The sequence below is a fragment of the Kitasatospora sp. NPDC041988 genome (assembly GCF_055588525.1).
The window spans coordinates 89,773-103,626 of record NZ_JBVJCO010000016.1 but is presented as its reverse complement, the minus strand read 5'-3'; the positions used below and the strand labels follow the sequence as shown (position 1 = coordinate 103,626).

The following is a 13,854-nucleotide window of genomic DNA, read 5'->3' as shown; positions in this document are numbered from 1 at the left end:
CCGCCACCCTCGCGGCACCGGTCTCCCTCCCCCCCCCCCCCCCCCCCCCCCCCCCCTCCCCCCCCCCCCCCCCCCCCCCCCCCCCCCCCCGCGCCGTGTTTCGGCATGCCTGCGGGGAGGGGCGGGGAGCGGCGGAGGTCCCGGCCGGCGGCCCCGGACGCAGGCCCACCGGCCCGGGCCGGCTGGGTCCAACGGCCCTGGGGCGCGGCGGTCCGATCGGGGATGATGCGGTGGGCCCGCAGCAGGTGCGTGCCGGGCACGAGGAAGTGGAGCCGCGCGATGGCGAGCAGTACGGCGGGCGCGCAGGTGCCGGTGAGGGTGTTCCTGCTGGACGACCACGAGGTGGTGCGCCGGGGCGTCCACGACCTGCTGGACGGCGAACCGGACCTCGAAGTGGTCGGCGAGGCCGCCACCGCGGAGCAGGCGCTCGTCCGGGTGCCCGCGCTGCGCCCCGACGTCGCCGTGCTGGACGTGCGGCTCGGTGACGGCGACGGCGTGGCCGTCTGCCGCGAACTGCGCTCACGCATGCCGGACCTGGCCTGTCTGATGCTCACCTCCTTCGACGACGAGGAGGCGCTGCTCGACGCCGTGATGGCGGGCGCCGCCGGGTACGTCCTCAAACAGATCAGCGGCACCGACCTGGTCGCGGCCGTGCGCACCGTCGCCTCCGGCCGCTCGATGCTCGACCCGGGTGCGGCGACCCGCCTGCTCAACCGCCTGCGCAGCGACGCCGCACCGGCGCAACCGGTGCCGCACGGGCCGGAGCTGACCGCACGCGAGCAGGAGGTGCTGGCGCTGATCGGCGAGGGGCTGACCAACCGGCAGATCGGCGAGCGCCTCTACCTCGCCGAGAAGACGGTGAAGAACCACGTCTCCCGGCTGCTGGCCAAGCTGGGCGTGGAGCGGCGCGTCCAGGCCGCACTGATCGCCACCGAGCTGCGCCGGTCCGCGGCCCCCGCGCGGCCGGCCCACCCGCGGATGCCCGGCGGCCTGCGCGGCTGAACCCGGTCGTGGCGGGGGCCCGTTCCCCGAGTGGACGGGATCATCGGTGTCCGGGACCGGCGAGGGGCAGTCGGCCCGCCGCCAGGAGCGGCCGCCGTCGCGCCCGTTTGTCGGATGGTCCCCCGTCCGGGATATTGGATCTTGGTCCCGTCGGGGCCTGCTGTTCAAGGTGACGGAGAGTCAGGGGCGTTTCTGATGACGCGGGTTGGATTTGTGCGTTCGCTGGCGGTGGCCGCGGCCGGTGTGGTGGTCGTGGCCACGGGGGCGACGGGTGCCGTGGCGGCGCCGGCGGCAGCGGTGGTGCCGGACACGGCCGGGGTGCGTGCCGCCCTGCAGAGCGCGGTGGCCGCCGGGGCGCCGGGGGCGTTCGCGGTGATCAGGGATCACGGCGCCGCGGAGACCAAGGTCTCGCTGGCGGTCGGCAAGGCCGATCTGGACGGGACGCCGATGAACGCCGACTGGCGGTTCCGGGTCGGCAGCAACAGCAAGATGTTCGCCTCCGTCCTGGTCATGCGGCTCGCCGAGCAGGGGCGGATCGATCTGGACAAGCCGCTGCGGGACTACCTCCCGGCCGGCACGCTGCCGGAGGGCTGGACGATGACCGGCCGTCAGGTGATGGAGCACCGCGCGGGCATCTACGACCACACCTTCGACCTGCTGGAGCAGGCCGGCGAGGAGACCACCAGCGCCTTCGAGGCGCGCATCCGCAACAACGTCTACGACCCGGCGAAGCTGGTGGCGACGTCGGTCGCGCACGGCCCGCAGTACACGCCCGGGTCCCGCTACTCCTACTCGAACACGGACTTCGTGCTGATGGGCCTGGCGGTGGAGCACCTCACCGGCCGGCCGTACGCCGAGGTGCTGCGCGACGAGATCATCGAGCCGCTCGGCCTGAGCCGGACCTCCTTCGACGTGCCGGACAAGGAGATCGAGGGGCGGCACGTCACCGGCTACCTGACCAACGACGACCGCTCGAAGCCGCTGCTGGACTCCACCGAGCAGACCGCCTCCTGGCTGTGGAGCGCCGGCGGGGTCGTCTCCTCCGCCCGCGACATGGACCGCTTCCTCACCAAGCTGATGGCCGGCAGCGCCGGCGGGCTGGTCTCGGACGACTCGCTGAAGCAGATGACCAGTGTGCTGCCCACCCCCACCGCGAAGATCAGTTACGGGCTGGGGCTGCGGCAGATCGCGCTCTCCTGCGGCAACGTGTTCGGCCATGGCGGGATCGTCCAGGGCTTCCAGACCCAGTCGTTCACCACCCCGGACGGCCGTCGCAGCGTCGTCGTCTTCGCCAACGCCTCCAACAACGGCACCGTGACCCAGGGCCTGATGAACGCCCTGGAGCCGGCCTTCTGCGGCAAGCAGCCCGCCCCCGCCGCCGCACCCCGCACCCTGACCTCGCCGGGGGCCGGCGGCGAGCAGCAGAGCGGCGTGGCGCCCCGCGACGTCATCCCCGTCGTGGAGGACACCCGCATCTGACCCGTCACGGCGGTGGCACGCGGGGCGCACTCCCGCGCCCCGTGTGCCGCCGCCGGCGGGTATTACGGGAGGCCGAGCGGGGCCTCCCATACCACCCGAGTGCCGCCGCCCTCGCCCGCCCGGAGCTCGAAACGGCCGCCTGCCCGCTCCGCCCGCTCGGCGAGGTTCCGCAGGCCGCTGCGGCGCCCGCCCTCCGGGACGCCGACCCCGTCGTCCGTGACGGTGAGCCGCACCAGGCCGTCGACGGCGCGCAGGACGACCTCCACCCGGCTCGCCCGGGCGTGCCGGGCCGCGTTGCTGAGCGCCTCGCCGAGGACGGCCAGGACCTGTTCGGCCAGCTCCTGCGACACGTCGGTGTCGAGCAGCCCCTCCAGGCTGAGCCGCGGCGCGAAGCCCAGGGTGGCCCGCGCCTCGCCGACGGCCCGGGTGGCGCGGGCCCGCAGTCCCCGGTCGGGCTCGTTGTGGGCGCGCAGCCCGAAGATGGTCGAGCGGATGATCTTGATGGTCTCGTCCAGGTCGGCGACCGCCCGGCCGACCCGGTCCGCCGCGCCCGGGCTCTCGATCAGCCGGCCCGCGCTCTGCAGGGTCATCCCGGTGGCGAAGAGCCGCTGGATGGCCAGGTCGTGCAGGTCCCGGGCGATCCGGTCGCGGTCCTCCAGCAGCGTCAACTGCTCGGCATCACGCCGCCGTTCGGCCAGCTCCAGGGCGAGCGCCGCCTGGTCGGCGAAGCCCAGCAGCGGGCCGGTCTCCTCCGCCGTGAACGGCGCCAGCCCGCTCGCCCGGGCCAGCAGCAGCACGCCCCGTCCGAACCCCGCCCCGGTGCCCAGCGGCACTGCCACCGCCGGCCCGAGGCCCTCGAACCGCCCGGGCGGCCCGGCCGCGAACCGGGCGTCGGAGGCCAGCTCGTCACTGGTCACCGGCGAGCCGCAGGCGTACGCGGCGCCGGAGAGCGTGCCGTCCACCGGCACCGTCACCCCGAGCCGGGCACCGGGCTCGCCGCCCAGCGCCACCTCCACCGTCAGCTCCTCGGCCCGCTCTTCGGGCCCGGCCAGCGCCACCGAGACGTCCGCCAGCTCGGCGCCGGCGATCTCCCGTGCCCGGCGGGCGATCAGCTCCATCACGTCCAGCCGCGGCGCGCCCGACAGCAGGCTGCGGGTGATCTCCGCGCTCGCCTGGAGCCAGCGCTGGCGGCGCTGCGCCTCCTCGAAGAGACGGGCGTTGTCGATGGCCACCCCGGCCGCGACCGCGAGCGTGGAGATGACCGCCTCGTCGTCGGCGTCGAAGTCCAGCCCGCCGCGCTTGTCGGTGAGGTAGAGGTTGCCGAACACCTCGCCGCGCACCCGCACCGGCACCCCGAGGAAGGTGTGCATCGGCGGGTGGCGGGCGGGAAAGCCCACCGAGGCCGGGTGTTCGGACAGCACCGGGCACCGCAGCGGCCGCGGGTGGCGGATCAGCTCGCCCAGGATGCCGCGCCCGGCCGGCAACGGCCCGATCGCGGTGCTCTCCTCCGGCGTCAGACCGACCGTCAGGAACTGCGAGAGCGTGTGCCCGTCCGCGCCGATCACGCCGAGCGCGGCGTAGCGGGCGTCGACCAGGTCGGCGGCGGCCTCGACGATCCGGTGCAGCGCCTGGGCGAGGTCCAGCTCGCGGCCGACCGCCAGCACCGCCTCCAGCAGGCTGTGCACCCGGTCCCGGGTGCCGCGCGCCGCGTCGATCCGCCACTGGAGCTCCTCCAGCAGCTCGTCCAGGCGCAGCTGCGGCATCCGTGCGCTGCTGCCGCCGCCTCCGGCCGCCGGACCGCCGGTGCCGCTCGTGCTGTCCGTCCGTGCCCGACCGCCGGTGCCCGCCCGCGTACCGTCCGCGCCGCCCACCGGCGTCCCCCTCGTCGTTCTGCCCTGTTGTGTCCGGGCCCGCCCCCGGTCGCCCGACCAGGAGGATTGTCGGATTCACGGTAGTGGCCGCGCACACCCCGCCGGTACGGCGGGGTCCGCCGCGGTCGCCCCCGCCCCCGCCACGGCCCCGGCCCGTCCGGACGGTGCGAGTGCCACCGGCGCGAGCGCTGCCGGCCCGGCCCGGCCCGGCCCGGAACCAGGCCGTTGGACCCTGCCGCCCGCCCGCCGTACGGAGGCACGCTCGGGAGTAGCAACAGCCCTGCCCACGTCCGCGAGGCCAGGAGAGGATCACCATGACCGAGCCCACCCTCACCCCGGCCGACCTGCGGCTGCTCGCCGTCGCCGGCGGTGCGGCGCCCTCGCTGCACAACAGCCAGCCGTGGCGGTTCCGCCCGACCGCCGACGGGCGCGGCCTCGCGGTGCGCGCCGACCCCGCCCGCGCCGTCCCGCTCGCCGACCCCGACGGCGCCGCGCTGCACATCGCGGTCGGCGCCGCCCTGTTCAACCTGCGGGTGGCCGCCGTCGAACGGCTCGGCCGCGAACCCGCCGTCCGGCTGCTCCCGGACGGGGACGACCCGCAGCTGCTCGCCGTCCTCGACCTCTCCGCCCCGGCCGCCGCCCCGCAGCCGTTCGGCCGCGACCTCTACCCCGCCATCGCCGACCGCCACTCCAGCCGGGAGCCCTTCGCCGACCGGGACCTCCCGGAGGCCGTTCTCGGCGATCTGCTCGCCGCGGCCCGTGACGAAGGCGTCGCGCTCGCCGTCCTGCAGGAGGACGGCGTCCACCGGGTCCTGGCGCTCACCGCCGAGGCCGAGGACCGGATCGCCCAGGACCCCGACCGGGTGGCCGAGGCCCGCGCCTGGCTGCGCGCCGACGAAGCGGCCGCCGAGGCCACCGACGGCCTCCCGTTCGCCGCCCTCGGTGCGCGGGACCACGACGCCCGCGTCCCGATGCGCGAATACGCCGGACGCCCGCCGTACCGCGACGCGCCCGCCCAGCCGTCCCGGCGCTTCGAGGCGCTGCCCCGGCTCTGCACCCTCACCACCACCGCGGACCGCCCCGCCGACTGGCTCCGCACCGGCCAGGCACTCGAACGCGTCTGGCTGCTGGCCACCGTGCACGGCATCCGCCTCACCGTCTGGCACCAGCCCGTCGAGTGGCCCGACACCCGCTGGGGCCTGCGCGACCCGGCCGCGGGCCCCGGCCACGTCCAGCTGGTCCTGCGCATCGGCTACGGCCCGCCCGGCGCCATGACGCCCCGTCGCCCGGTGGAGGAGACGCTCGACGGGGCCGTCGGCCCCTGAGCGCAGACCCCGGGCCCTGAGCACACGCCCCGGGCCACGACGGCTGGAAACCGCCGAGCGGCCGGGCCCTTCACCCGGCCCGGCCGCTCCGTCGTGCCCCCCGTCTCAGCTGCTGCGCCGTCCGCCCGGCGGGACGACCTCGGCTCGCACCTTCAGCTCCGGGCTGTGGCGGAAGCTCAGCGTGAACTCCACCCACTGGCCCGCCCGCAGCGCAGGCGGGTTGGTGATCATCAGGTCGGCGTCCTCCGGTGACATCACCAGCTCGCCGCGCCCCGGCACCGGCAGCGCCGCGACCGGCTCCCAGCGGCCGGACGCACCCTGGTGTCGGTGCCGTTTCAGGGTGATACGGCCGCCGAACTCCCAGCCGGCACCCGTCAGTTCGTCCGGGATGTCGCCGGGGTTGCGGATCGTGAAGAACGCCGCCGTGGCGGTCGAACCGCCGGCCGTCGGCAGCAGCAGCCAGCCAGGCCCGGCCTCCACCGGGCGCTGCCGTCCGGCCCCGCCGACCGCCGTCCAGCCGGAGAGCAGCGCCAGTGCCACCCCGGCCGCCGCCACCGGCGGCCCGACCGCGCGCACCCGCTCGGCGGCCCGCCCGACGGCCGTCCGGCCCGGGACCGTCCGACCGGAGACCGTCCGCCGGGAGACCGCCCGGACGGAGAACGGCGCCCTCACCGGCCCGCCCCCGGCCGCCGGCCCCGCCCGGCCGCCCCGGCCGTGCCACCGGAGCCGCCCCGCCCCGGCTGCCAGGTGCGCAGCCGCAGGCTGTTCGCCACCACCAGCAGCGAGCTGAGCGACATCGCCACCGCCGCCAGCATCGGGTTCAGCACCCCGACCGCGGCCAGCGGGATCAGCACCACGTTGTACCCGAACGCCCAGATCAGGTTGGCCCGGATCGTGGCCAGCGTCCGCCGGGCCAGCCGGACGGCGTCCACCACCGCCTCGATGTCACCGCGGACCAGGGTCAGCCCGGCGGCGCCGATCGCGGCGTCACTGCCGGAGGCCAGCGCCACCCCGAGGTCGGCGGAGGCGAGCGCGACCGCGTCGTTGACGCCGTCGCCCACCACCGCCGTGGTCCGCCCGGCGGCCTTCAGCTCGGCGACGACCTCGGCCTTGCGCTCCGGCGAGGCCGAGGAGTGCACCTGCCCGATGCCCAGCTCCGCGGCGACCGCCCGGGCCGCTCCGGGGCCGTCCCCGGTCAGCAGAACCGTCTCCAGGCCCATCCCGCGCAGCCGGTGGAGCGCCCGCCAGCTCCCGGAGCGCAGTGTGTCGCCGACCGCGAGGACCGCGACCGGCCGCCCGTCCAGCTCCGCCACCACCGGCGTCCGCCCGGCTTCCGCGGCGCGGTCCAGCGCGGCGGCCAGCCCGGCCGGCAGCGGGCCCGCGGCGTCGTCGGGCCGGACCACCCGGACCAGCCGCCCCTCGACCGTGCCGGACACCCCGACTCCGGCGGTGGCCGTGAAGCCGGCCACCGCCGGAAGGGGCTCGGAGCCGCACCGGTCCCGGGCCGCCCCCACGACAGCCCTCCCGATGGGGTGCTCCGAACGGTGCTCGACGGCTCCCACCAGCCGCAGCACCTGGTCCTCGTCCAGCCCGGGCACAGTGGTCAGCTCGGCGAGCTCCATCCGCCCGGTGGTCAGGGTGCCGGTCTTGTCCAGCACCACTGTGTCGATCCGGCGCAGGCTCTCCAACACCTCCGGGCCGCGCACCAGGACGCCCAGCTCGGCGCCCCGCCCGGTCGCCGCCAGGAGCGCGGTCGGCGTGGCCAGGCCCAGTGCGCACGGGCAGGCGACCACCAGGACGGCGACCGCCGCCGTGACCGCCGCCTGCGGCTCGGCGCCCGCGCCGAGCCAGAAGCCCAGCACGGAGACCGCCACCGCCAGCACACAGGGCACGAACACCCCGGCCACCGCGTCCGCCAGCCGCTGCGCCCGTGCCTTGCCCGCCTGCGCGTCCGCGACCAGCGCGGTGATCCGGGCCAGCTGGGTGTCGGCGCCCACCGCGGTCGCCCGGATCACCAGCGCGCCGCCGACATTGACCGTCGCGCCCGCCACCTTGTCCCCGGGCCCGACCTCCACCGGCACGCTCTCGCCCGTCAGCAGGCTGAGGTCCAGCGCGGAGCCGCCCTCCACCACCACCCCGTCGGTGGCCACCCGCTCACCCGGCCGCACCACGAACTCCCGCCCGGGCAGCAGCTGTTCGACCGGCAGCAGGCGCTCCGCCCCGGATTCCGGATCCCGGACGCACACCTCCTTCGCCCCCAGTTCGGCCAGGGCCCGCAACGCCGAACCGCTGCGCCGCCGCACCCGGCCCTCCAGCAGCCGCCCGGCCAGCACGAAGAGCGGCACCCCGACGGCCGCCTCCAGGTAGACGTGCGCCGCGCCGCCGCCGTCCGCGGTCAGCGAGAACGGCATCCGCATGCCGATCTCCCCGGCGCCGCCGCACAGCAGCGCGTACGCGGACCAGCCGAACGACGCCACCACTCCGAGGCTGACCAGGGTGTCCATGGTCGCCGCGGCGTGCCGCAGCCCCTGCCAGGCCCGCCGGTGGAACCCGGCCGAACCCCACGTCACCACCGGCACCGCCAGCCCGAAGCAGACCCACTGCCAGGCCGGGAACTGCAGCGACGGCACCATCGACAGCACCACCACCGGCACGGCCAGCAGCGCCGTCACCAGCACCCGCCACCGCTCCCCGGGGTCCTCCTCCCGATCCGCCGGGGCCTGCCCGGCCACGGCCGCCTCGGCGGTGTACCCGGCCCGTTCGACCGCCGCGACCAGCTCCTCGACGCCCACCCCGGCCGGATGCAGCACCCGCGCCCGCCCGGTCGCCAGGTTGACGCCGGCCGTGACGCCCTCGATCCGCGCCAGCCGCTTCTCCACCCGGCCCACGCACGCCGCGCAGGTCATCCCGCCGACCGCCAGGTCGGTGCTGACCAGCGCCCCGGCCTCCGCTCCCGCGACCGCACTCACCGGCCCGCCCCCATGTCGTGCCCGCTCATCCCTGGTTTCCCCCCGCCGCCACTGCCGGGCGTCAGCCCCGGCGACACCGGGCCGGCCCCGCGCCCCACCGCGAACGCCACCGCGAACACCACCACCAACAGCAGGGCGAACCCCGCCAACACACTCAACGGCCGGCCACCCGGCGACTTCGCACTCACCCCCCACCAGTCGGCCCGCCACCCCCGTTGGTTCCCGTACGTTCCGAATGGCCCCGGTCACACCGCGGCGCCGCCCGTCCCGATGGCGGGGCCCGGTGGACCAGGCGGGGCAGGCTCCCGCCTGCCTGCCCGGAGAGCGGCGGGACCGGCGCGGGCATCCGCGGCCGGGCGGACGGACAGGCCTGCCCCACTCGAACGGGGGACCAGGTTTCGCCGTGCGGGCCGGTTGTTGCGAAGCATGGGTGCGTACGGGCTTTCGGCCGTCGGGCAGTGGAGTGGGAGAGGGATCCTCGGTGCGCGAAGTTCAGGGATTGCCGCGGCGGTGCGGCGTGGGGGTGCGGGTGGTGGCGCTGGTGGCGGTGGTGAGCGGCATCGGGGTGCTGGCGGCGTGCAGCAGTACGTCGACCAATCCGGCGATCAGCCGGTCGGGCCCGGCGTCCACGTTGAGTACGGCGCCGGAGCCGTCCTCGTTCTCGGGGGAGCCGCCGTCCGCGCTGGCCTCGGTGGCCGAGTCGGCGCTGGCCTCGGTGTCGGCGGCGGCCACGTCCGCCGCGGCCGCGGCGGCCGCGTTCGAGGCGTCGGTCTCGGCGCAGAGTGTGGAGGCGCGGCAGAAGGCGGCGGAGGTGCTGGGCACCCTGGAGAACGGGGGGAACGCGCTCGGGGACGTCACGATCACCGGGCTGCCGCGGACACAGACCGGGGGCCTGCATGCGGTCGTGGTGACGATCAACAACAGCGGCCTCGACACCGCCTCCTACGCGGTGCAGGTCGACTTCACCGACACCAGCGGGAAGACAGTGGACAGCGCGATGGTCGGGGCCCTGCACCTGCCGGCCGGGGAGCATGCGCAGCCGGTCGCGTTCAGCCGGGCCCCCGCCGACCAGACCCTGCTGCCGGTGGTGGTGAAGGCCGTGCGGTTCTGACCCCGGGGCCTCGCCGCGGGGCCAGTACCGGGCGGCGTCGACGCTGCGGATACCCTTGTCTCTTGTCCGTCGTCCCGGATGGCTACCGCTCAGCGCCTTCCGGCCACAGCACACGCACCGGTACTCCGCAGCGCTTTGCGTAGTCGACCACGTCGGCCGTCCCCCCGTAGCCCCACGCGGGCTTCCCGTCCCACACCGCCAGGAGCAGGTCGGAGAGGCCGACCAGGACTTCGCTGCCCGCCATGTGAGCCGCCGAGTCCGAGGCGGTCATCCCGGTGTGGTGGACCTCGGCGGCCCGGCTCAACAACCGGTCGTACAGACGATGGTGGTCGTCGGGAAGGGAGTCGCGGTACTGCTCGGCGGGAATGACCACCTCCAGCGTGCCGGCGCGCTCCAGGACCAGCTCCGCGAACCACGAGTCGGGGCCGTCCGCGATACAGGACACCCCCACCACGCTGTCGCTCTGTTCTTCCAGGGCTGCCGCGAGAAGCCGACGTACCTGCCGCTCCACGTCTTCGTTCAGGCCCCGGTGGCCGGTGATCCCGATCCGCATGCTGCCCCCTACAGGTAGACGCCGTGCAGGCGTTCGTCGAAGTCGCGTACCACCTTGGGCGGTGACGTGGTGGTGAGCGTACGCCGCAGGCCCCGCGCCCGGTCCACGATCCGCCCGGAGCGGTAGGTCAATCCCACATCGAGCGCCCGTTCCGCGAGCGCGAACGCGCCGTCGATGCGCCCTGCGGCGAGGTGCCCCGCGGCGATGTCGAGCATCAGGAGTGCCCGCTGCTTCGTGTGTCCGGTGGCCAGAGCTTCCGTGTCCGCTTCCAGCACCCACTCCGGCCGCCCCAGCCGCGCCCCGCACGTCACCCGACACGCGGCTACCTTGGACTCGTCAAAAGCGAACACCCACGGCCATGGTGGAGTCTCCTGCCGGTCGAGTGTCAGCGCGAGGGCCCGGCTGCGTACGAGCGCCTGGTCCGCACTCCTATGGTCTCCACCCACTGCATGTGCCAGTGCCTCGACCGAGGTCAGCCATGCGTCGGTGAGGGCTGGAGAGTGCTTGCCGAGGGCCTTGCGTGCTGTGGCGGCGAGGTTGAGGGCCTGTGCGCTGTTTCCGGCGTGGGCCTCGAACTGGGCGAGGCTGCCGGCCTGGTAGGCGGCCAGCAACGGCTCCTTCGCGGCCCGGGCGGCATTGATTGCCTGCCCGTACCAGGACCGCGCGGATCCGTGGTCGCCCATGTCCCAGGCCAACCAGCCCGCGAGGGAAGCCGCCTCGCTTCCGACAGCCGCCAGCCGGGCCCGGTCGCCGCCGTTGTTGCTCAACCGCTGGATCAGCTGGATATGACCCCGGACGGCGTCAGTGAGGTCCCTGGACGGTGTCGAGCCGTCCAGGCGCCGGTATGCTGCCGTACCCAGCCTCAGCGCAGCGGCCTGCCCGGTATCCGAGGGCGCTGGGAGCGCAGCGAGCAGAGGCGTAACTGCCGCTGCTGCGACTCCACCGAGAAATCCACGTCGTTCCACTGGTTCTGATCCCGTTGTGCCGCCCGCCAGGCCCACGAGGACGACGGGGATGTGCAGGTGAGCCGCCGCCCGTCCGAGCAGCGCCATGTCGTAAGAGCCAGCAGCGCCTCGCTTCTCCATGCGGGAGACCGCCGACTGTGAGAGGCCGATCGCCGTGCCGAGCTGGAGCTGAGTCAAGCACCGCTCTCTGCGACCCAGCTCAATCACCTTGCCATCAGTCTCCAGCCCGCGACGCCACCTGAATCTCACGCTGCCAGTCCACCAGCGCCACCCCCGCCATTCCGCGCCCGTATGCACCTGCCGCATACCCGCATGCGCATGCCGCTTACGCGATGGTCCCACAGCTGTGACCACCGGTTGACTGTCCGTCACGTCGAGCTGTGGGGAATGAGCCCGACACCGGGCCCTGGCCCCACGACGCGGCGCACCAGCCAAGGACCCATGGAGGCCACCGTGACCGTCGCCGTTGAATCCCCGACTTCGGCGGCTGCCCGCGTGCCGGCCCCGGCCACCGCTCTGCTGCGGTACCGGCCGGATTCGGCTCGTGCGGCCCGCGAACTCGTTCGACGCAAGCTCGCGGACTGGGAGCTGAACGGCCTGGCGGACGATGCCGAGGTGATCGTGTCCGAGTTGGTGACGAACGCGGCGCGGACCGGCTGTCTGACCCGCATGACGGTCGTGATCCGACGCATCACCCTCACCACTGTGCGGATCTTCGTCCGCGACGGCTCTCGTACCCTCCCGGTGCTTCTCGATGCAGGAGACGAAGAGGAATGCCACCGCGGTCTCGCCATGGTCCACCACCTCACCCGAGGGCACTGGGGCGTCACCCCAGACCAATACGGCAAGACCATCCACGCCGACCTCCGTGCCACCAGCGAGTAGCACAAACCCGCTGGACTCCGCCCGCAACGGTCCCAGGTACACCGGCTGGGCGGAAGCGGTGTCGGCTTTCCCATTCAGGCCTGACGGTGCGGGAGGTTGACCGGCTGGGCGGCTACCTGCGTGCCCTGCGAGCCGGCAACGGGTGGCAGGACACGCTGATCGACCCGATCCCCACCGTCTCCGCCGCGGGCGACGTCGTGCTGCTGTCGCCCGAGCTGGCGGGCATCACCGCTCCCTCCTACGAGAACTTCCAGGCCGGGAACGTCCTGGAACGCTCCATCCCTGACATGCTCGCCCACGCCCACCACCTGCGCTACGTGGACGAGTTCTTGACCGGCCTGGATGGCTGCGAAGCCACCTGTGAGTTCTTCGGCTTCTGCCGCGGCGCGCAGGCCGGCAACCGGTACTTCGAGAACGGCAGCTTCGACACCACGGAAACGAGCTACTGCCGAGTGTCGCGGCAAGCCCTTCTCGTCGCTTTGTCCGATACCGTCCGGGAGGAAACGGAAGCATGACCCTGCTCGAACTGCTGGAGACCACCGACGCCGACGTGATCACCGATCTGATGGGCGCGAGTACCACCGGTCCGGCCGTCGCGAAGTTCGACAACCGACCCACCTGGGCCAACAACACCCCCAAGTTCGACAACCGGCCGACCTGGGACAACTGGAACAAGAAGTAGACCCGCACACGACGCCGGGCCCGCGAACATCTCGCGGGCCCGGCCCGCAGGTAGGAGAGACCCCAGTATGGATACCCGCACCATCGGTCGCTTGCGCGTCACCCTGCCCGACTTCGCCGATGCCTACCTTTCCAACGTCACCTCGCTGGAGAGCAGCCGCAGCATCGTCCAGGACTTCCGTTACGCCGACGCCGACTTGCGCGAACTCGGCCTTGCCCACACCCGCTTTGTTACTGGCCGCATCACCAACCTGCGTGCAGCCCGCGTCCGCCTGGACGACGTCTGCGCAGACTCCATCGAGTTCGACGGCTGCGACCTCGGCACCCTGCAGTGGATCGACAGCAAGCTGTCGCGCGTTATCTTCCGCAACTGCAAGATCATGGGCGCCAACCTGACCGCCCTCAGCCTCGACAACGTCCTCTTCGAGAACTGCAAACTCGACTACTCCACCTTCGAGCAGCTCCGCGCTGCCGGCCCCGTCGCCTTCATCCGCTGTGCCCTGTCCGAAGCGACGTTCACGGCCTGCGACCTCACCCGCGTCGCCGTGGATGACTGCACGCTGCGCGCCACCGAGTTCGGTCGCGGCACCTACAGGGAGATGGACCTGCGCGGCAACGAGCTGAACGGCGTGCGCGGCGTCGCCAACCTTGCGAAGGTCGTTATCGACCGTCTGCAGCAGGCCGATCTCGCCGAGGCCCTCACTGCCGAGCTGGCGGTCATCTGGGGCGAAGACCTCCCGGACCCGGATGCGAGGGGGCGCCGGTGAGCCTCGCCATCGTAGGCGGATATCGGCTCCTCGGCGGCCGGTGCGAGATCGCCGGCGTACGCGCCGTCCACAGCCACTCTTCGTACGAAGACGGCGCTGTCGTGCCTGTAGGGCCGTGGCGCCCCATCAGCCGCGACCAGGCAGATGCCTTGGTCCCCACCGAGGCCACCCCGGATGACGTCCTGGGGGGGGGGGGGGGGGGGGGGGGGGGGGGGCGGGGACAGCGCCGCCCGAAAGAGGGGTCCC

General features: G+C 74.1%; 14 protein-coding genes. 8 read left to right on the top strand and 6 right to left on the bottom strand.

The annotated features are described in order from the left end of the window. The first annotated feature begins 279 nt into the window (after positions 1-279). Complete coding sequence (locus tag ACZ6NC_RS18275; RefSeq protein ID WP_465733894.1) at positions 280-1,002, top strand: response regulator; 723 nt, start codon at positions 280-282, stop codon at positions 1,000-1,002. 195 nt (positions 1,003-1,197) lie between these two features. Then, entirely contained in the window at positions 1,198-2,481 is a 1,284-nt protein-coding gene (locus ACZ6NC_RS18270; RefSeq protein WP_465733892.1) for a serine hydrolase domain-containing protein, read from the top strand. A 62-nt stretch (positions 2,482-2,543) separates the two neighbouring features. On the opposite strand, the gene ACZ6NC_RS18265 is transcribed toward ACZ6NC_RS18270, so the two are convergent. Then, positions 2,544-4,244, bottom strand: coding sequence for a sensor histidine kinase (locus tag ACZ6NC_RS18265; RefSeq protein WP_465733890.1), 1,701 nt, complete (start codon positions 4,242-4,244; stop codon positions 2,544-2,546). Positions 4,245-4,666: 422 nt separating this feature from the next. Here ACZ6NC_RS18265 and ACZ6NC_RS18260 point away from each other — a divergent pair, with 422 nt between their 5' ends. Next, positions 4,667-5,677 carry an Acg family FMN-binding oxidoreductase gene (locus ACZ6NC_RS18260; protein WP_465733888.1) on the top strand — a complete coding sequence of 337 codons (1,011 nt, stop codon included), beginning with the start codon at positions 4,667-4,669 and terminating at the stop codon, positions 5,675-5,677. Between the two features lie 105 nt (positions 5,678-5,782). Here ACZ6NC_RS18260 and ACZ6NC_RS18255 read toward each other — a convergent pair whose 3' ends face one another. The 3 genes from ACZ6NC_RS18255 to ACZ6NC_RS18245 form a co-directional block, all read right to left on the bottom strand. Continuing rightward, complete coding sequence (locus ACZ6NC_RS18255) at positions 5,783-6,349, bottom strand: copper chaperone PCu(A)C (protein WP_465733886.1); 567 nt, start codon at positions 6,347-6,349, stop codon at positions 5,783-5,785. Continuing rightward, positions 6,346-8,583 carry a heavy metal translocating P-type ATPase gene (locus tag ACZ6NC_RS18250; RefSeq protein ID WP_465734005.1) on the bottom strand — a complete coding sequence of 746 codons (2,238 nt, stop codon included), beginning with the start codon at positions 8,581-8,583 and terminating at the stop codon, positions 6,346-6,348. Before ACZ6NC_RS18250 ends, ACZ6NC_RS18255 begins: the two co-directional genes overlap by 4 nt. 555 nt (positions 8,584-9,138) lie before the next feature. Then, positions 9,139-9,468 carry a hypothetical protein gene (locus ACZ6NC_RS18245; RefSeq protein ID WP_465733884.1) on the bottom strand — a complete coding sequence of 110 codons (330 nt, stop codon included), beginning with the start codon at positions 9,466-9,468 and terminating at the stop codon, positions 9,139-9,141. Here ACZ6NC_RS18245 and ACZ6NC_RS18240 point away from each other — a divergent pair. After that, a complete protein-coding gene (locus ACZ6NC_RS18240) occupies positions 9,458-9,757 on the top strand; it encodes a hypothetical protein (protein ID WP_465733882.1) in 300 nt (99 codons plus the stop codon). The two genes, ACZ6NC_RS18245 and ACZ6NC_RS18240, sit on opposite strands and share 11 nt — an antisense overlap. 82 nt (positions 9,758-9,839) lie before the next feature. On the opposite strand, the gene ACZ6NC_RS18235 is transcribed toward ACZ6NC_RS18240, so the two are convergent. Together ACZ6NC_RS18235 and ACZ6NC_RS18230 are read right to left on the bottom strand one after the other, a co-directional pair. After that, a complete protein-coding gene (locus tag ACZ6NC_RS18235) occupies positions 9,840-10,310 on the bottom strand; it encodes a hypothetical protein (protein WP_465733880.1) in 471 nt (156 codons plus the stop codon). Between the two features lie 8 nt (positions 10,311-10,318). Continuing rightward, positions 10,319-11,077 carry a hypothetical protein gene (locus ACZ6NC_RS18230; RefSeq protein WP_465733878.1) on the bottom strand — a complete coding sequence of 253 codons (759 nt, stop codon included), beginning with the start codon at positions 11,075-11,077 and terminating at the stop codon, positions 10,319-10,321. A 639-nt stretch (positions 11,078-11,716) separates the two neighbouring features. Here ACZ6NC_RS18230 and ACZ6NC_RS18225 point away from each other — a divergent pair. From ACZ6NC_RS18225 to ACZ6NC_RS18210, 4 genes are all read left to right on the top strand, one after another. Continuing rightward, the gene (locus ACZ6NC_RS18225; protein ID WP_465733876.1) at positions 11,717-12,160 is read left to right on the top strand and encodes an ATP-binding protein; all 444 of its coding nucleotides are present in this window, start codon (positions 11,717-11,719) and stop codon (positions 12,158-12,160) included. Positions 12,161-12,246: 86 nt separating this feature from the next. Next, complete coding sequence (locus ACZ6NC_RS18220) at positions 12,247-12,675, top strand: hypothetical protein (RefSeq protein ID WP_465733874.1); 429 nt, start codon at positions 12,247-12,249, stop codon at positions 12,673-12,675. Then, positions 12,672-12,842, top strand: a complete 171-nt coding sequence (amcA, locus tag ACZ6NC_RS18215) for a multiple cyclophane-containing RiPP AmcA (RefSeq protein ID WP_465733872.1) — start codon at positions 12,672-12,674, stop codon at positions 12,840-12,842. Before ACZ6NC_RS18220 ends, amcA begins: the two co-directional genes overlap by 4 nt. Before the next feature lie 67 nt (positions 12,843-12,909). After that, on the top strand, positions 12,910-13,608 hold the full coding sequence (locus ACZ6NC_RS18210; RefSeq protein ID WP_465733870.1) for a pentapeptide repeat-containing protein: 699 nt from the start codon (positions 12,910-12,912) through the stop codon (positions 13,606-13,608). The last annotated feature ends 246 nt before the right edge of the window (positions 13,609-13,854 follow it).